The organism is Ureibacillus sp. FSL K6-3587 (assembly GCF_038593165.1).
In the GTDB taxonomy this organism is placed as follows: Bacteria; Bacillota; Bacilli; order Bacillales_A; family Planococcaceae; genus Ureibacillus; species Ureibacillus suwonensis.
The window spans coordinates 1,940,728-1,957,010 of the sequence record NZ_CP151969.1; the positions used below are offsets into that span (position 1 = coordinate 1,940,728).

Genomic DNA, 16,283 nt, shown 5'->3' on the forward strand with positions numbered 1-16,283 from the left:
AATAAAATCCATCTTTCCGCAACGAATGCAAATGGGGCGAAAAACATGATCCAGTACAAAAACGGCCAAATCACCGTATTCGAAAGCCAGCTTTATAAAACCACATCCACCGTCATCCAAACGGAAGATTGCATTATTGTCGTTGATCCTTGCATCCTTCCATTTGAAGTGGATGAAATTCGTGAATATGTCATGCGTATTCGGGGGAGTCGCCGGATTTATCTCATTCTGACCCATTCGGACTGGGACCATATCGTGGGCGCCGGAGCATTTCCGGAAGCGACTGTCATTGCCAGTGCCAACTTTCAAAAGAAAAACCCGGAAGAAATGATTGAACAGGTGAAGGCTTTTGATGATGAATATTACATCGATCGCAAAACCCCTTTGATTTATCCGAATGTGGATATGATTGTGGAAAAAGATGGCCAGCCGCTGAAAATCGGCAATACCGTGCTCACCTTTTATGAAGCGAAAGGGCATACGGATGATGGAATCTTTGCGATTGTCGAGCCTCTTGGCATTTGGATTGCAGGCGATTATTTATCCGATATTGAATTCCCGTTCATTTATTCCGGTTCAAAGGATTACGTAGAAACTTTGGAAAAAACGGAAACCATATTGGCAAATCATCAAATCAATATTTTGATTCCGGGACATGGACATGCGGCTTTCAGCAAAGAGGAGATTTTGAAAAGAAAAAACGAAAGTCTACTGTATATCATCAGCTTGAAAAAAGCAATCCGGTCCAAAAAAGAGCATGCGCATTTGATTGCCCAGTACCCATATCAAAGAAGTTTGATCAAATGCCATGAGGAGAATGTGCAGTTTTTGATGAAGGAAATGGAAGGGGAGTCATGAACTTTCATGGAGCGAAAGTGAAATTCGCTCTTTTTATTTTGTCCAATTAGGTGCGTGTACGGACTAATGATTTGGTGTGCCCTTTAGTGCGAATGCAGCCGGTTTTGGTGCGAGTGATGCCGCCTTTAGTGCATATACAGCCGCAATTGGAGCGGATGATGCCGCCTTTAGTGCATATACAGCCGCAATTGGTGCGGATAATGCCGCCTTTAGTGCATATAAAGCCGCAATTGGTGCGAATAATGCCTGCTTTAGTGCATATACAGCCGCAATTGGTGCGAATAATACCTGCTTTAGTGCATATACAGCCGTAATTGGAGCGGATGATGCCGCCTTTAGTGCATATACAGCCGCAATTGGAGCGGATAATGCCGCCTTTAGTGCATATAAAGCCGCAATTGGTGCGAATAATTCCCACTTTAGTGCGTATGCGACTGCAATTGGTGTGAATAAGCCACTCTTTGTTCGGATACATTCTTTCAACATGTGCGTATGCAACCTCAAATTCATCGGCTGCAATCAATTCCATAAAAAAAGCCCCCATTAGGACAGATGTTTACCTAATAGGGGGCTCATGTTTTACAACAGTCCGTCATTCATACTTGGGCTTTCTTTTATTGACCACCGCATCGACCCCTTCTTTGAAGTCATCAAGTTCAGTGACGATGGCCATTTGAGAGGAAATATAATCAAGAGATGAGCGCAAGTCCATCTTCTGACTTTGGTAAACGGCCCGCTTGATAAAACGGATGGCGGTTTGCGGCCCGTTTGCAAGCTTTTCGGCATACGCGCGGGTAAATGGCTCCAATTCTTCATCATCCACCACAAAAGTGACAAGGCCCATTTCTTTGGCTTCCCCGGCTGTGACCATCCGGGCGGTCCATAACAGATCCAGCGCTTTATCAATACCAATGAGCCTTGGCAAATAGTAAGCGCCTCCATCTCCCGGCACAATGGCCACATTAATATAGCTTTCGGAAAGTTTTGCAGATGCGGCGGCAATCCGGATATCGCACATTAACGCCATATCCAAACCGGCACCCATCGCAAATCCATGAATTTGGGCAATGACCGGTTTATCGATTTCCTCAAGAAGCAAGGGAATCCTTTGAATTTTCTTCCATAATGAATTTTTCCGTGCCAACCCTGTGGAGGAGATATCCTCCTTACTTCTGTAAAATCCTTCGCCCGCATGCATTGCCTTAATGTCGCCTCCCGCACAGAAAGCCTTTCCGTTGCCTTTAACAATCAGCACCCGGATGGAATCATCATCACGCACCGTTTCCAATGCCTCGATCCATTTCACAATCATTTCTTCACTAAAAGCATTGTAACTTTCCGGCCGGTTCAAGGTAATCGTCGCAATATGCTTTTCCACTTCAAAAAGTAAATCTGCCATGAAATCTCTCCCTTATTTTTTCCCAACGGTTTTTGTCAGATAGGCCCACAAATCAACATCATGTTTCAATAAATAGTCGACAATGTATTCGCTCCAGAATGGACTGTTTCTGCCTTCATCCCGCCAAGACCATAAACGGCGCGTATATTGATGCAATGGGTACTCATGGGTCATCCCAATCGCCGCATGAATTTGGTGGGCAGATGAAGTGATGGTTGTGACGGCATCCTCGATACGGATGCGGGCAAAGGCGATCTCATGCAAAAAATCTTTTGATTGTATAGCGGCACAAACGTTGTTAAAAGCGGAGACCGCAATAGCCGTCTCTCCGGCCAATTGGGCGATATGCTCCTGCACCAATTGGAAGCGGTGAATGGGGCGTCCAAACTGCTCCCTTTTTTTGGAATACTCTACGGTGATGTCAAAAATTCTTTCAATGGCTCCCGTCATTAAGGCGATTTTGAACGCAGTTTCAATGGATAAAGCATTGAAAAATTGTTCATCGGTTATAACGGCGGAAGAAAGTGGTTTGACTTTGTCCAAAATGACGGCATCGCGCGGTTCACTGGCAATGTTGCTGCTTTGTTCAATCGTTGCATCTTTCATATCGATGAGGACAATTTGTGTTCCTTGGAAGCTGTCTGCAGCGGCCACCAAATATTTGGAAAACCTCGCCCATCGCACATTGGGCAATGTTCCGGAGATTTCACCATCTTGCAAAATCAATCCTTTTTTTAGGGAGTATGTCGCAATTCCATCAACGACTGATTGTTTGCTGTTTTCCAGCAGGAAGTTGGCAAAAGTCGATTCCGCATAGGGCATCGGTGCGGCATATTTTCCTGTCAATCTCACAATATTCAATAAATCTTCCAGATCACCGCCGGCCCCTCCATTCACTTCTGAAATGGCGACGGAGAACATGCCCGATTCTTCAAATAAAGCCCAAATCCCTCTAGCCCAGTCGCCTCTTTCAAGCAGATCGACGACATCTTTTGAGACATTCTCTTTCAGCATTCGTTCGGCAACATCGATAATCATATCTTTCATTTCGCTCATTTTGCCACAACCCCTTTCGCCACCATACCATAAAGGATTTCCGTCGTGCCGCCGCGGATTGTAAAGCTGGGAGCATGCAAAATGGATTGTGCCATGTAGCGGTCGAATTTCCGATTTGCTTCAAGATTCGGGTAGGTTTCAATAAGCAATCGCGCAATTTCAGGGATGCTCTGTTCAAACTTGGTACCAATGGCTTTGACTAACGAAGCAGGGATGGCCACATCTTCCGTATTGCCCGATTCCAATAATTTGGCGACGCCGATGGATAAATTCCTTAATCCCCACAATCGGGCAAGCAGTTTCGATGCCTGTTTTAATCCTTCTTTATTTCTTTGTTGTTTTAATTCACGAACCAATTCATCCAATAAAAGGAAGGTGCTCAAAATACGCTCCGGACCGCTCCGTTCAAAGGCCAGTTCCGCCAATCCCTGTTCCCAGCCATTGCCGATTTTTCCCACTACCATATTGTCAGGCACAAATACATTATCAAAAAATACTTCGTTAAAGTGATATTCACCGGATAAAAATTTAATGGGAACGATGGTAACGCCTTCCGCATGTAAATCGATGATGAGCTGGCTCAACCCTGCATGCTTGTTCTTTCCGTCAAAGGGGCTTGTGCGTACAAGGGCCACCATATAATGGCACACGTGGGCATTGCTAGTCCAAATTTTTTGTCCATTTACAATCCAACCGCCTTCCACCTTTTCCGCCCGTGTACGAACCGATGCCAAATCTGAACCGCTGTTCGGCTCACTTAATCCAATGGCAAAATAACATTCCCCTTTAGCGATTTTTGGAAGGAAAAATTGCTTTTGTTCTTCAGTGCCATAGCGGAGGAGCAAAGGGCCCGTTTGGCGGTCCGCAAACCAGTGGGCTGCGACGGGGGCACCGATTGCCAAAAATTCCTCTGTCAAAATATAACGGTCAAGGGTGCTCCGCTCTTGGCCACCATATTGTTTCGGCCATGTCATTCCAATCCAGCCCTTCTCACCAATCAATTTTGAAAAGGATGGATCCACACCGCTCAACCAGGAATCGACGGTGGGCGTAAAAGTCCCTTTTTTCACGTGCTCTTGAAGAAAATTTCGCACTTCCAAACGAAAGGCTTCCTGTTCTTCCGTAAATTGTACAGTTGGTAAGTGAAACATGACATCATCTCCCTCCTTCACCGTATTACGGCAGAGTGAAAAATAGTACTATTTTAATATTTCGCACATAATAAAAATGTATATGTATATTCTATTATATTTATGTTTTTTTCTCGATTATGTAATGGTAGAGAAAATTTATCATTTTCTGAAATCGGAAGGGGGAAAAATTTTTATTTATGAGTATTTGTGCCCAATCCGATTTCTTATCGCTTCATAAAATTTAGTTTAGGTATTCTATTTGCGAAAGGATGGGTAAATGAACTATTTTCATCCGTATTACTACAACACTCCGATGCCTTATGGATATGGGAATCCGCAAGATATGCAATACCAACATTACCGGAATGCAAACATGAATCCCCATGACATGCAATACTGGAATTATCCTCATATGAACCCGTGGATGCCAAACGATATGAATTCAAATTATTGGTTTCCAGAGATGAATCCGGATGTTTATGGAAAAGAATCCAGCTCTTTTAAACACACTGGCCATATCATTGACCGGGGGCCGGCTCCATACACAGTGGATATTGAAGAGGCGACAAAGAAAAACAGAACGTACCGTACGGCTTTATGGACAGGGCCACATTTGCAAGTTACATTAATGAGCCTTCATCCGGGAGAAGATATTGGATTGGAAATTCATCCGCATACGGACCAATTTTTGCGGATTGAGCAGGGAGAAGGAATCGTTGAAATGGGGAGAAGCCGCAATCATTTGAATTATAGAAGAAAAGTCAATGAGGATACCGCGATCATGGTGCCTGCCGGAACATGGCATAATGTGATCAACACAGGAAAAGTCCCATTAAAGTTATATTCGATTTATGCACCGCCGCATCATCCGCATGGCACGGTTCATCGCACTAAAGCGGATGCGATGGCGGGAGAAAATCATCATTATTGATGGGGCATGATCAGCGGATTGCTTTTGATGGAGAAAAAACTCACAATCCTTGCATGACAAGGTTTGTGAGTTTTTTGAATTACCATTTATTCACTAATACAATTTTGCCGATCGCTTTGCCTGATTCTAAATGTTCGTGGGCTTTGGAGATTTCATCAAAGGTAAAGACGTTCGGGTCAAGTAGCGGGCGAAGCTTTCCTTCTTCAACGATTGCCGTTACTTTTTCCAAAATTTCTCCATATTCTTTGCGCCATTCTTTTTCCAAGATTTTTAACAACATAAAGACCACATGAAGGGTCAACCCTTTTGAATGCAATGGCGAGAGGTCATGGGTTGAACGGGCGGCAATGGCAAGCACAGTTCCAAGGGGCGCTGCCGCTTCGAATGAACGATCCAGATTCTCTCCTCCCACCGTGTCAAAGACAATGTCGAACCCTTTGCCATCTGTATATTTTTGAACATAATCCTGTACACTTTCTTCCCGGTAGTTGATGGTTGCGTCCGCGCCAAGGCGGGCTCCGATTTCAAGCTTTTCATTGGAAGAGGCGGTCGTGTAAACTTTGGCTCCAGCCCATTTGGCGAGCTGTATTGCCACATGGCCCACTCCGCCTGCAGCGGCATGGATCAGGATGTTTTGTCCGGAAGCCAGCTTGCCGCGGGTGAACAGGGCCTCCCAAGCGGTAATGGTTACGAGGGGCAAAGCGGCTGCTTCTTCCATTGTTAAATTTTTGGGTTTATGGGCAAGCAAATCCGCATCCGCAAGCATATATTCTGCCAATGCGCCGCCAGCTGTCCCTTTAAACCCGCCGGCACAGCCGTATACTTCATCGCCCACTTTGAATTTCGAAACCCCTTCGCCAACCGCCCGTACGATTCCTGCCACATCTCCATGCAAAACTGCCGGAAATTCAGGGGCAACAGCGGAAACGAATCCTGAACGCACTTTTGTATCAATCGGATTGACGCTTGTCGCTTTCACTTCAATGAGGACATGGCCTGGAATGACTTCAGGTGTGGGAATATCCTGTATTTGAAAAACGGATGGATTTCCAAAAGATTGAATGACTTGGGCTTTCATTTCTCGCACTCCTTTATGATTGATAGAGTCATATGGTGAAATTTTTATGCTATTAAGATGATTTTATTCTTAATATTCAGATATGGCAAATTTAGGATAGAGGAGAGCAAAAAATAGTTGAAAAATGCCTTTCGCCGTGTTATAAGTGAATTACCAAATCAGTACAATAGGTGATGGAGTTCACCTTTAACCGCCGATGTCGGCTGATGACTCCTGCTGATGATATGGGATTGCCATGTCTCGGCAGGGGTTTTTTTGTGAAAGGAGGAAAGGGAATGACCTACATATACGTTGGCATTGCAGGTGCATGCGGTGCCATGTTGAGATATTTCATCGGAATGACCTTGTTGACGGGAAGGGCTTTTCCCTGGGCGACACTCATGACCAATTTGGCAGGCAGTTTTATATTGGCTTGGCTGGCCACTTCATTATTTAAACGGGTTTCCATCTCCCCAACAATGGCCACCGCCATCAGCACAGGATTTGTCGGTTCCTTTACAACATTTTCCACCTTTAGCGTGGAAACGGTGGAGCTGTTTGAAAATCAGCAGTTTGTATTGGGTGTTGTATATGTCTTTATAAGCATCGTCGGGGGATTGCTCATGAGCGGCTTGGGTTTTAAAACAGGCAAGGGGGCGGATTGAAAATGTTGATGCATTACATTTTGGTGGGAATGGGCGGATTTGCTGGGGCAATTTCACGGTTTGCTTTGAGCAAAGCTTTAAATAAATATGAATCGCTGCCATTTGGAACGATGACAGTGAATTTGGCAGGCTCATTTTTATTAGGAATCATCACCGGTGCAACTGTGGATGAAATGATCGCCTTGCTTTTCGGGACAGGCTTCCTTGGGGCATTCACCACATTCTCCACTTTGAAATTGGAGCTCAACACGCTTTTTTTGAAGGATAAAAAAATGTTTATGTTGTATTTGATCATTACTTATGTTGGAGGAATAGCTCTGGCGTTTTTTGGGTATTTAATAGGGGGAATGGTGTGAAACGCTGTTTTTGATTTATTCGGAAAAGGAGTCTTAACATGAAAAACAACCGAATTTATAAGATGAAATTTTCAGGAGTATATCCCCTTTATGTTCAAAAGGCGGAGAAAAAAGGCCGCACAAAAGAGGAAGTGGATGAAATTATCCGTTGGCTGACAGGATATAGCCAGGAGGAATTGGAAGGGCAAATAGAAAGAGAGGTGGATTTTGAAACCTTTTTTGCGGAAGCTCCCCAATTAAACCCAAACCGCGCACTGATCAAAGGGGTCATCTGTGGAGTGCGGGTGGAGGAGATTGAAGAGCCGTTGATAAGGGAAATCCGTTATTTGGATAAATTGATTGATGAATTGGCAAGGGGAAAAGCGATGGAAAAAATTTTGCGGGCGTAGTTCCGGTCATCGCCGATTTATAGCGGGAATCCCAAATGCAGCCAAATCGATTCACCCAATGTTCCAGCCATGAATATTCTATTCCGAGAGGAGGATATTCATGGGCTTTTTTGTTCCCGTGGATTCGGGTGTGAAATTGTATGTGGAGGATATCAATCCTTTGGGCAAGAAAACGATAGTATTTTTGCATGGTTGGCCGTTAAGTCATGAGCAATTCGAGTATCAGTATAATGTATTGCCGGCGTTGGGCTACCGTTGTATCGGAATAGACTGGAGAGGGTTCGGAAAGTCGGATAGACCTTTTGAAGGTTATAGTTTCAATAGACTGGCGGATGATGTTTTTGCCGTAGTGAATGCATTGCAGTTAAACCATTTTGCTTTACTCGGGCATTCAACGGGAGGCGCCATTGCCTTAAGGTATGTGGCCCGTTACAAAGGCTTTGGCGTTTCAAAATTGATTCTCGTTGCCAGTGCGGCGCCGGTCGGATTTACTCAAGAAACGGCACAAAGTTTTTTGGAGCTGGCTTACAATGACCGCCCGAAAATGATGCAGAAGGTGATTGACGGATTTTTCTTCCAATATATCACAAAAGAATTTTCCGACTGGTTTATGAACATGGGGATGGAGGCGGCCAGCTGGTCCACCATTGCCATCATCAATACATTGCGGGATGAAACATTGTATGCGGATCTTTCAAAGGTGCATGTGCCTACTTTGATCATTCATGGAATTCACGACAAAGTGATCCCATTTGCACAAGCGCACGAGCTCCATCAAGGAATAAAACATTCAAGGATTGTCCCTTTCCAATATAGCGGCCATGGAACATTCTGGGAGGAACGGGATAAATTTAATAAAGTGTTATGTCAATTTGTATGAAGCGGATTGGAGCAGTTTCCAATTCGCTTTACTTTTGGTGAATTTTAGCAGCGAACATGCGGTTTTGTCGAAAAAATCGTCGGATTCGTCTTTGTGAACCTGCAAGAATCTTTTTTGAAACCGGTTTTTTAAGTAAAATAGAAATTACTCATGATTAGCCAGAAGGAGAAGTACTAAATGAGAAGAATTCTTTTGGATTTAGCGGTAACATTGGATGGCTATATCGAAGGGGAAAATGGTGAAGTGGATTGGTGCATTATGGAGCCGGAAATGAACTTTGCCGATTTTCTTCGTCAGATCGATACAATTTTTTATGGGCGAAAAAGTTATGAATTGTGGGGCGAATATTCCCCCTGAAAAGATGCAGACCAAGAAGAAAAAGAACTATGGGAAATAATTGATAGCAAAAGGAAGTACGTTTTTTCAAGGACACAGCAAAATACAGAAGGAAAAGCCATTTATATCAATGACAATATTCTTGAGGAGGTCCATAAAATAAAAAGCCAACCGGGAAAAGACATTTGGCTTTATGGAGGAGCAGGTTTGATTACAACATTTGTCAATCATAATCTGGTTGATGAATATCGGTTATCGGTCCATCCAATCATTTTGGGGCAAGGAAAGCCGCTATTTATCGATATTCAACAGAGAGTGGGATTGAAATTGATGGAAACAAAGACTTTTCCATCGGGAGTGGTTCAGTTGATCTATCATAAGATTGATTCAAATGGTTAGCAAACGCGAAACCTTTTCATATAAAAATCCGTTTTCATTGAAAAAACTTATGGGGGAAGGATCTTGGAAATTGACGTGAAAACAAAGGCGATGAAAAAGGTGATGACAGTCCTCCTCATCTGGTTTCTTTTATTTGCGGTTATTCTCAGCTATGGAATCTATTGGCTGTTCTTTGATTGGAGCCGCTTCAAGGATGAATTGATTGCCCAATCCACTTCCCCAAACGGAACCTATACAATTAACGCTTACTTATCCAATGGTGGCGCAACACTATCCCATTCGGTGTTAGGGGAATTGGTTTTCAACGAAAAAAATGAGAAACCAAAGAAAATTTATTGGGAATATAAAATCGATTATGCCATCATCGAATGGCTGGATGATGACACAGTGGTGATCAATGGGGTTCAGCTTGAGTTGCCAAAGGAAACTTATGATTATCGCAGGGGGATAAAATAATTTTCGCTTTCTTAATATATTTTTTGATTAGAAATAGAAGGTAGAATAATGAAATGAGTAATGGGGATGCTTACGCGGGAATTGGATACGGGCAATCCATACGGTCAGGGATGACAGGACGATACCCGGCGAAAAGCGTTTCGGGAAAACGAGAAAATGACAAGCTCAAAAACCATTCATATATGTTACTCATGATCACCCTTATCTTTTTCTTAGTCCAGTCTCAGGTGCACGCTTGTGAACCTGTGTGTTTTTTTTTGCCTAAAATCCCATTTCCTTTGGCCAAAAATCAAGTTGACTCATCCCGGAAACTTCTATACTATTAAAATGGCCCGACTAGCACGGGAGAGGTTCATAGCTTAACCCTCTATAAAAAACTATGAAACAATAATTTCATCAGTTTTATAGAATTATTGGGTGCACCTCTCTTGAAAATGTTGGGAAACATTTTGCAAGGAGGTTTTTTTATGTCCAGTCGAAAATTGGAAGATGGTTTGCAGGATTTAACGCTATTGGGGAATCAGAAAACAGCGTATCCAACCCAATATGCGCCGGAAGTGTTGGAAGCGGTGGACAATCTTCATTCCAACCGGGACTATTTTGTGAAGTTCAATTGCCCTGAATTCACCAGCCTTTGTCCGCTCACCCAGCAGCCGGACTTTGCAACCATCTATATTTCTTATATTCCAGATAAAAAGCTGGTCGAAAGCAAATCCCTCAAATTATATTTATTCAGTTTCCGCAACCATGGGGATTTCCATGAAGACTGCGTGAATATCATTATGAACGATTTAATTAAATTGCTGGATCCAAGATATATTGAAGTGTGGGGCAAATTCACGCCGCGCGGGGGCATTTCCATCGACCCGTACTGCAACTACGGCAGACCCGGCACGAAATATGAAGAAATGGCCAACTACCGTTTGATGAACCACGATTTATATCCGGAAAAAGTGGATAATCGATAAATTGAATAACAGAGGTTCTTAGCTACCCTCTATAAAAAACTAAGAAGAAAACAGCATTTCCTTCTTAGGATGCTGTTTTTTCTTATATAAAGGAGTGTTTATGAATGAAAAATGAAAAAGCGATTGTTGTATTCAGCGGTGGACAAGACAGCACGACTTGCCTGTTTTGGGCAATGGAACAATTTGGGGAAGTGGAAGCGGTCACCTTTGATTATGGCCAGAGACATCGATTGGAGATCGAGTGCGCAAAGGAAATCGCAAAAGAACTCGGGGTAAAGCACCACATCCTGGATATGTCGCTGTTGAATCAACTGGCGCCGAATGCGTTGACGCGGGAAGATATACAAGTGGAAGAGGGGGAGGATGGCGGGCTTCCGAACACTTTTGTGCCAGGACGCAATCTGCTGTTCCTTTCTTTTGCAGGAGTTGTGGCAAGCCAAGTGGGGGCGAAACATATTGTCACAGGTGTTTGCCAAACGGATTTTAGCGGCTATCCGGATTGCCGGGACATTTTTATCAAATCATTGAATGTCACGTTGAATTTGGCCATGGATGATACATTTGTGATTCATACGCCGCTTATGTGGCTGACGAAAGCCCAAACTTGGGAGCTTGCCGACAAATTGGGCGCGCTTGATTTTGTGCGCAATAAAACTTTGACTTGCTATAACGGCATAAAAGCGGACGGTTGCGGGGAATGCCCTGCATGCAAGTTGAGAAGAAGAGGGCTTGAGGAATATTTGCGTTCCAGAAAGGGGTCTATCCATGCTTGAATTTCGGATTGTCGATAAGCTGCAAAAGCTGGGGGAAGATATCCAGCGGGATCAATTGAAATATCATTCCAAACGGGTGCTTGTATCGAAAGAGTTTACTTTTGATGCCGCCCATCATTTGCATGCCTATGAAGGGAAATGCAAAAATCTCCACGGCCATACGTACAAAGTGGTAATGGGCGTCAGCGGCTATCCGGACGATCGGGGACTGGTCATTGATTTTGCCGATCTCAAAGAAATTTGGAAGGAAAAAATAGAAATCTATTTGGACCACCGCTATTTAAATGAAACGTTGCCGCCGATGAATACAACGGCTGAAAATATGGTCGTCTGGATTTACGAGAAGTTGGCGGAAGCATTGGCGGAAAGAAGCATAGATGGTGCGCGGGTGGAATTCATCCGGCTTTATGAAACGCCGACAAGCTATGCGGAAGCAAGACGGGAGTGGATGGAAGGTGAGTAAAATCCCCGTCATCGAGATATTTGGACCCACCATTCAAGGGGAAGGCATGGTCATCGGGCAAAAGACGATGTTTGTCCGCACGGCTGGCTGTGACTATTCCTGTTCCTGGTGCGATTCCGCCTTTACTTGGGATGGCAGCGGCAAAAGTTTGATTAAGCAAATGACAGCGGAAGAGATATGGAACGAGTTGAAACGGCTTGGTGGGAATGGATTTTCTTTCGTCACGATTTCCGGTGGGAATCCGGCGTTAATTCGGCATTTGGAACATTTGGTGCGGATTTTAAAGGAGAATGGAATCCAAATCGGCGTCGAAACCCAGGGAAGCAGATGGCAGGATTGGCTGTACGAGGTGGATCAATTGACGATTTCCCCAAAGCCGCCAAGTTCCGGGATGAAAACGGATTTTACGGTGCTTACGGAAATTTTGGAGAAGCTTGAAAATCGAAAGGGGAGCCAACAAGTTTCTCTGAAAGTGGTTGTGTTTGATGAGAAAGACTACGGGTTTGCCAAGGAAGTGCACTTGCGCTATCCGGGCGTTCCCTTTTTCTTGCAGGTGGGAAATGACGATATTGCAACGACGGATCAAAAGAAGCTTGTTCATCATTTGTTGAAGAAATATGAAGCGCTGATTGATACGGTGATGGCCGATGAGGAATTGAAAAATGTGAAAGTGCTGCCGCAATTGCATACCCTTGTGTGGGGGAATAAGAGGGGCGTGTAAGTGTAAGAAAGGACTTCTATAAGACTTGCGAAGAGCCGATAATCGCCGCGTTGGGAAGAATAATCGCCAACCGGGCAAGGATAATCGCCGAATAGAGGAACATAATCGCCAGAGGAACAAAAACCGCTTCCGCAGAGGCCGATAATCGCCGCGTTGGGAGAAATAATCGCCAACTGGGCAAGGATAATCGCCAAATCTCCAAACATATTCGCCAACCAAAGAGACCAACAATTATCCGTCTTCTGCCCTCCAAATTCTTCGCAATTTTAAAAAGGAGCATGTCCAAAAGAGACTGCTCCTTCCTTTTATTTTTTAGTTCGTAAAGTCGATCACCATTCGACCAGTGAACTTTCCTTGCTCCATTTCTTCCATGATATCATTGATTTCTTCAAGTTTTCGGAGGGTTACTCTAGGTACTACTTTTCCTTCAGCTGCAAATTGGAACGCTTCTTTCAAATCTTGGCGGGTGCCGACGAGGGAACCGACCACTTGAATGCCGTCCAGCACAAGGCGAGGGATATCAAGATCCATTTTATCAACAGGCAAGCCGACTGCAACAACCCGGGCTCCTGCTTTCACGACATCTACAGCCTGGTTGAATGGCGCTTTCGCCACGGCTGTCACAACGCAAGCGTCCAATCCTTTGCCATCTGTGATTTCAAGGACTTTTTCTTTCGGATTTTCTTTTAACGAATTCACCGTGACATCTGCTCCCACTTCTTTTGCAAAGGCCAATTTATCGTCATTGATATCAAATGCGACTACTCTTGCGCCAAATACATTTTTCGCATATTGGACAGCCAGGCTTCCTAAACCGCCAATGCCAAATACGCCAATCCATTGCCCAGGCCGGATATCCGACACTTTTACCGCTTTATATGTTGTCACTCCGGCGCATGTAATGGAAGTGGCAGCCGCCGGATCCAAGTTGTCAGGCACTTTTACAACATAATCGGCAACCACGATCGCTTGTTCCGCCATGGCTCCGTCAACCGTATAACCGGCATTTTTTACATTTCGGCACAACGTTTCTCTTCCCGTTGTGCAATACTCGCAATGGCCACAGCTTTCGTATAACCAAGGAATGGCTACCCGGTCGCCGACTTTTAAGGAAGTGACCCCTTCAGCCACATCAACGACTTTTCCAACGCCTTCATGGCCAAGAACTACACCTGTGACATCCCCAAAATCCCCGTTTTTCACGTGCAAGTCTGTGTGGCAAACTCCGCAATACTCCATCTGCACCAACGCTTCACCATGTTTAAGCGGCCGTAATTGTTTGTCCACCACACTAACCGTCTTTTCTTTTGATACAACTGCAGCTTTCAATAAAGATCCCCCTTTGTTTGAATTTCGTACATGGAAGCGTATCCATATACTTAAAAATAAAGATACTAGCAGAGAGTATGTTCAGCAATATAGGAAATACTACTATTTAATGTAAATAGATTTCCATTTTTCGACATAAAAAAATAGGGAGATAAGCGCGGATTATATCTCTTTGTGAATAGTAAAATATGATTATCAAAATAAGTTTTATGGAGGACGAAAATGCTACTGTTGAGTTACAAATCATCGTCTTTTGAAAAATTCATCTCTTTTCTGCAAACAATAAAAGCAATGTGGCCAATGGTCCCAATAAAAGCGAAATCAAGAACCAGTTCAATCCGGAGCGGTTTTTTCCTTGGGCAAGCCCTGCATTGATCAACGCCAAAGTGCCCCAACCAACAACATATTCATTTTCCATGATAGCCTCCTCATTGATTTCTTTATATATATTATAAACCTAGAATCTAATCATGGTTATATTATTATATAGGAAAAACCATATTTATAGGAAAATATTCAGTTTGAAAAATACTTAGCTAATCCATTTTTATGGCATAATGAAATGAAAAACTGTAAAAGGGGAATCTCGATGATCCAAATTGGAAAAATCACAATCTATGTTGAAGATCAGGAACAGGCAAAAGATTTTTGGATTAACAAAGTAGGGTTTGTATTGAAATTCGAACAGCCAATGGGACCTGGGATGGCGTGGATCGAGGTGGGGCCTGAAAATGATTTTGCGACATTGGTGCTATACTCAAAAGCGTTGATGAAGAAACAAAAACCGGAAAATGTCGCCCATCCAACCCTCCTTTTCAGCACACCGAACATTGAAGAGGCGTATGAGCGGTTGAAAAATAATGGTGTAAAGGTGGATGAACTCCAAAAATTTCCTTATGGTTCGATGTTCACTTTCTATGACCAAGATGGAAATCAGTATTTGTTGAGAGAAGATAAATAATAATGTCAGCAAAGCAGGCTATCCGGAGAGAAGGAACTTTCCGGATAGTCATTTTATTTGATCCACGGCGGTAAATCGGCATATGTCACAAGACAGCCGCTTTTAGATTCATCGGCCTCATCGCTATAATAATGAAGAAATTGTAAATAATAAAAGAGGCCCTCTTGTCCGATAAACTTTGTTTGATTTATTATAAAGACAGCATCAGTTCTATCGATGTAAAGGCTAAAAGAAGAAGGAGACTTGACATGAAGCACATTTACACTGGTAAAACGAAAAATGTTTACGAATTGGAAGATGGCAACTATTTATTGGAATTCAAAGATGACGTAACAGGCGTTGACGGGGTATTTGACCCAGGTGCCAATACGGTGGGATTGACAATTGAAGGTGCAGGACTTGCAGGATTGAAATTGACGAAATATTTCTTCGAATTGCTTAATGAAAAAGGCATCCCAACGCATTTTATTGAAGCGGATATCGATAAAAAGACGATGAAAGTGAAACCGGCGGAAACTTTCGGCAAAGGCTTGGAAGTGATTTGCCGCTTCCGCGCAGTGGGGAGCTTCTTGCGCCGCTACGGCCTTTATGCAACAGAAGGGCAACCTCTTGATGCCTTTGTGGAAGTGACAATCAAAGACGATGAACGGGAAGACCCGCCAATCAGCGAAGATGCGTTGGACATGCTTGGCATTTTATCCAAAGCGGAATATAAAGTGCTAAAAGAGCTTACACAAAAAATCGCCGGCATTGTAAAAGAAGAATTGGCGAAAAAAGGCATCGAACTTTACGATATTAAATTCGAATTCGGCCGCGATAAAGAAACGAATGAAATCATGTTGATTGACGAAATTTCCGGCGGCAACATGCGCGCCTACAAAAACGGCGAATACATCGAGCCGTTGGAATTGGAAAAATTGATTTTGGAAGGATAGAGATAGGGACTGGTAGAAAAAGAGCGGGTGGAGAAGACCATGGAGTATTGCCATTCGCTCTTTTTTGCATTTTAAACCCGGAGAAAAAATGCACTTTGATTTGAATTAACTCCCTTGGCAGCTGCCGGGTGTTTTTCTTTGGACGTGCGACAGTTGAAGTTCTTGTAACAATGGTTTATTTTGATAAATGAACGTTTATAAACTGAGAGTTTAGGAGT

At 43.5% G+C, this 16,283-nt stretch carries 20 protein-coding genes, 1 pseudogene and 3 riboswitches; of the genes and pseudogenes, 14 read left to right on the forward strand and 7 right to left on the reverse strand.

The window, feature by feature from the left end:
* Nucleotides 1–45: 45 nt before the first annotated feature.
* Nucleotides 46–858 (forward strand): MBL fold metallo-hydrolase, encoded by an 813-nt coding sequence (locus NSS77_RS09570; RefSeq protein ID WP_342468572.1) that lies wholly within the window; start codon nt 46–48, stop codon nt 856–858.
* A 63-nt stretch (nt 859–921) separates the two neighbouring features.
* Here the strand turns inward: NSS77_RS09570 and NSS77_RS09575 are convergent, their stop codons facing one another.
* From NSS77_RS09575 to NSS77_RS09590, 4 genes are all read right to left on the reverse strand, one after another.
* Nucleotides 922–1,344 (reverse strand): hypothetical protein, encoded by a 423-nt coding sequence (locus NSS77_RS09575; protein WP_342468573.1) that lies wholly within the window; start codon nt 1,342–1,344, stop codon nt 922–924.
* A 106-nt stretch (nt 1,345–1,450) separates the two neighbouring features.
* A complete protein-coding gene (locus NSS77_RS09580; RefSeq protein ID WP_342468574.1) occupies nt 1,451–2,257 on the reverse strand; it encodes an enoyl-CoA hydratase-related protein in 807 nt (268 codons plus the stop codon).
* Nucleotides 2,258–2,269: 12 nt separating this feature from the next.
* Nucleotides 2,270–3,313: an acyl-CoA dehydrogenase family protein gene (locus NSS77_RS09585; RefSeq protein WP_342468575.1), complete on the reverse strand. Its 1,044-nt coding sequence runs from the start codon at nt 3,311–3,313 to the stop codon at nt 2,270–2,272.
* Nucleotides 3,310–4,464, reverse strand: coding sequence for an acyl-CoA dehydrogenase family protein (locus NSS77_RS09590; RefSeq protein ID WP_342468576.1), 1,155 nt, complete (start codon nt 4,462–4,464; stop codon nt 3,310–3,312). Before NSS77_RS09590 ends, NSS77_RS09585 begins: the two co-directional genes overlap by 4 nt.
* A gap of 259 nt (nt 4,465–4,723) precedes the next feature.
* Here NSS77_RS09590 and NSS77_RS09595 point away from each other — a divergent pair, with 259 nt between their 5' ends.
* Nucleotides 4,724–5,377 (forward strand): cupin domain-containing protein, encoded by a 654-nt coding sequence (locus NSS77_RS09595; protein ID WP_342468577.1) that lies wholly within the window; start codon nt 4,724–4,726, stop codon nt 5,375–5,377.
* 79 nt (nt 5,378–5,456) lie between these two features.
* Here the strand turns inward: NSS77_RS09595 and NSS77_RS09600 are convergent, their stop codons facing one another.
* Nucleotides 5,457–6,455, reverse strand: coding sequence for a zinc-dependent alcohol dehydrogenase family protein (locus NSS77_RS09600; protein ID WP_342468578.1), 999 nt, complete (start codon nt 6,453–6,455; stop codon nt 5,457–5,459).
* Nucleotides 6,456–6,615: 160 nt separating this feature from the next.
* Nucleotides 6,616–6,678, forward strand: a riboswitch (Fluoride riboswitch).
* Nucleotides 6,679–6,730: 52 nt separating this feature from the next.
* Between NSS77_RS09600 and crcB the strand changes: the two genes are divergently transcribed.
* The 10 genes and pseudogenes from crcB to queE all read left to right on the forward strand — a co-directional run bounded on the left by crcB (nt 6,731) and on the right by queE (nt 12,840).
* Nucleotides 6,731–7,099 (forward strand): fluoride efflux transporter CrcB, encoded by a 369-nt coding sequence (gene crcB, locus NSS77_RS09605; protein WP_342468579.1) that lies wholly within the window; start codon nt 6,731–6,733, stop codon nt 7,097–7,099.
* 2 nt (nt 7,100–7,101) lie between these two features.
* On the forward strand, nt 7,102–7,455 hold the full coding sequence (locus tag NSS77_RS09610; RefSeq protein WP_342468580.1) for a CrcB family protein: 354 nt from the start codon (nt 7,102–7,104) through the stop codon (nt 7,453–7,455).
* Between the two features lie 38 nt (nt 7,456–7,493).
* Nucleotides 7,494–7,844, forward strand: a complete 351-nt coding sequence (locus NSS77_RS09615) for a DUF2200 domain-containing protein (protein WP_342468581.1) — start codon at nt 7,494–7,496, stop codon at nt 7,842–7,844.
* 100 nt (nt 7,845–7,944) lie between these two features.
* On the forward strand, nt 7,945–8,724 hold the full coding sequence (locus NSS77_RS09620; RefSeq protein WP_342468582.1) for an alpha/beta hydrolase: 780 nt from the start codon (nt 7,945–7,947) through the stop codon (nt 8,722–8,724).
* A 177-nt stretch (nt 8,725–8,901) separates the two neighbouring features.
* Nucleotides 8,902–9,459: pseudogene (locus tag NSS77_RS09625) on the forward strand (dihydrofolate reductase family protein).
* 63 nt (nt 9,460–9,522) lie between these two features.
* Entirely contained in the window at nt 9,523–9,915 is a 393-nt protein-coding gene (locus NSS77_RS09630; RefSeq protein WP_342468583.1) for a DUF5412 domain-containing protein, read from the forward strand.
* A 341-nt stretch (nt 9,916–10,256) separates the two neighbouring features.
* Nucleotides 10,257–10,302, forward strand: a riboswitch (PreQ1 riboswitch).
* 80 nt (nt 10,303–10,382) lie between these two features.
* Nucleotides 10,383–10,883 carry a preQ(1) synthase gene (gene queF, locus NSS77_RS09635; protein WP_342468584.1) on the forward strand — a complete coding sequence of 167 codons (501 nt, stop codon included), beginning with the start codon at nt 10,383–10,385 and terminating at the stop codon, nt 10,881–10,883.
* A gap of 5 nt (nt 10,884–10,888) precedes the next feature.
* Nucleotides 10,889–10,932, forward strand: a riboswitch (PreQ1 riboswitch).
* A 55-nt stretch (nt 10,933–10,987) separates the two neighbouring features.
* On the forward strand, nt 10,988–11,656 hold the full coding sequence (gene queC, locus NSS77_RS09640) for a 7-cyano-7-deazaguanine synthase QueC (RefSeq protein ID WP_342468585.1): 669 nt from the start codon (nt 10,988–10,990) through the stop codon (nt 11,654–11,656).
* On the forward strand, nt 11,649–12,119 hold the full coding sequence (gene queD, locus NSS77_RS09645) for a 6-carboxytetrahydropterin synthase QueD (RefSeq protein ID WP_342468586.1): 471 nt from the start codon (nt 11,649–11,651) through the stop codon (nt 12,117–12,119). The genes queC and queD overlap by 8 nt, the downstream gene beginning before the upstream one ends.
* Nucleotides 12,112–12,840, forward strand: coding sequence for a 7-carboxy-7-deazaguanine synthase QueE (queE, locus tag NSS77_RS09650; protein WP_342468587.1), 729 nt, complete (start codon nt 12,112–12,114; stop codon nt 12,838–12,840). The genes queD and queE overlap by 8 nt, the downstream gene beginning before the upstream one ends.
* 312 nt (nt 12,841–13,152) lie before the next feature.
* Here the strand turns inward: queE and adhP are convergent, their stop codons facing one another.
* Complete coding sequence (gene adhP, locus NSS77_RS09655) at nt 13,153–14,169, reverse strand: alcohol dehydrogenase AdhP (protein ID WP_328216108.1); 1,017 nt, start codon at nt 14,167–14,169, stop codon at nt 13,153–13,155.
* A 262-nt stretch (nt 14,170–14,431) separates the two neighbouring features.
* Entirely contained in the window at nt 14,432–14,587 is a 156-nt protein-coding gene (locus NSS77_RS09660; protein ID WP_016838205.1) for a hypothetical protein, read from the reverse strand.
* A 171-nt stretch (nt 14,588–14,758) separates the two neighbouring features.
* On the opposite strand from NSS77_RS09660, the gene NSS77_RS09665 reads away from it, so the two are divergent.
* Nucleotides 14,759–15,130 (forward strand): VOC family protein, encoded by a 372-nt coding sequence (locus tag NSS77_RS09665; protein WP_096552102.1) that lies wholly within the window; start codon nt 14,759–14,761, stop codon nt 15,128–15,130.
* 248 nt (nt 15,131–15,378) lie between these two features.
* Nucleotides 15,379–16,065, forward strand: a complete 687-nt coding sequence (locus tag NSS77_RS09670) for a phosphoribosylaminoimidazolesuccinocarboxamide synthase (protein WP_342468588.1) — start codon at nt 15,379–15,381, stop codon at nt 16,063–16,065.
* Nucleotides 16,066–16,283: the final 218 nt, after the last annotated feature.

Excerpts from the sequence above, each read along its gene's own strand:
- NSS77_RS09580 (WP_342468574.1), bottom strand. The coding sequence starts at position 2,257 with ATGGCAGATTTACTTTTTGAAGTGGAAAAGCATATTGCGACGATTACC.
- NSS77_RS09590 (WP_342468576.1), bottom strand. The coding sequence starts at position 4,464 with ATGTTTCACTTACCAACTGTACAATTTACGGAAGAACAGGAAGCCTTT.
- NSS77_RS09595 (WP_342468577.1), top strand. The coding sequence starts at position 4,724 with ATGAACTATTTTCATCCGTATTACTACAACACTCCGATGCCTTATGGA.
- crcB (WP_342468579.1), top strand. The coding sequence starts at position 6,731 with ATGACCTACATATACGTTGGCATTGCAGGTGCATGCGGTGCCATGTTG.
- queC (WP_342468585.1), top strand. The coding sequence starts at position 10,988 with ATGAAAAATGAAAAAGCGATTGTTGTATTCAGCGGTGGACAAGACAGC.
- NSS77_RS09670 (WP_342468588.1), top strand. The coding sequence starts at position 15,379 with ATGAAGCACATTTACACTGGTAAAACGAAAAATGTTTACGAATTGGAA.
- NSS77_RS09570 (WP_342468572.1), top strand. The coding sequence starts at position 46 with ATGATCCAGTACAAAAACGGCCAAATCACCGTATTCGAAAGCCAGCTT.
- NSS77_RS09665 (WP_096552102.1), top strand. The coding sequence starts at position 14,759 with ATGATCCAAATTGGAAAAATCACAATCTATGTTGAAGATCAGGAACAG.
- NSS77_RS09585 (WP_342468575.1), bottom strand. The coding sequence starts at position 3,313 with ATGAGCGAAATGAAAGATATGATTATCGATGTTGCCGAACGAATGCTG.
- NSS77_RS09620 (WP_342468582.1), top strand. The coding sequence starts at position 7,945 with ATGGGCTTTTTTGTTCCCGTGGATTCGGGTGTGAAATTGTATGTGGAG.
- NSS77_RS09600 (WP_342468578.1), bottom strand. The coding sequence starts at position 6,455 with ATGAAAGCCCAAGTCATTCAATCTTTTGGAAATCCATCCGTTTTTCAA.
- NSS77_RS09615 (WP_342468581.1), top strand. The coding sequence starts at position 7,494 with ATGAAAAACAACCGAATTTATAAGATGAAATTTTCAGGAGTATATCCC.
- queD (WP_342468586.1), top strand. The coding sequence starts at position 11,649 with ATGCTTGAATTTCGGATTGTCGATAAGCTGCAAAAGCTGGGGGAAGAT.
- NSS77_RS09660 (WP_016838205.1), bottom strand. The coding sequence starts at position 14,587 with ATGGAAAATGAATATGTTGTTGGTTGGGGCACTTTGGCGTTGATCAAT.
- queF (WP_342468584.1), top strand. The coding sequence starts at position 10,383 with ATGTCCAGTCGAAAATTGGAAGATGGTTTGCAGGATTTAACGCTATTG.
- NSS77_RS09610 (WP_342468580.1), top strand. The coding sequence starts at position 7,102 with ATGTTGATGCATTACATTTTGGTGGGAATGGGCGGATTTGCTGGGGCA.
- NSS77_RS09575 (WP_342468573.1), bottom strand. The coding sequence starts at position 1,344 with ATGTTGAAAGAATGTATCCGAACAAAGAGTGGCTTATTCACACCAATT.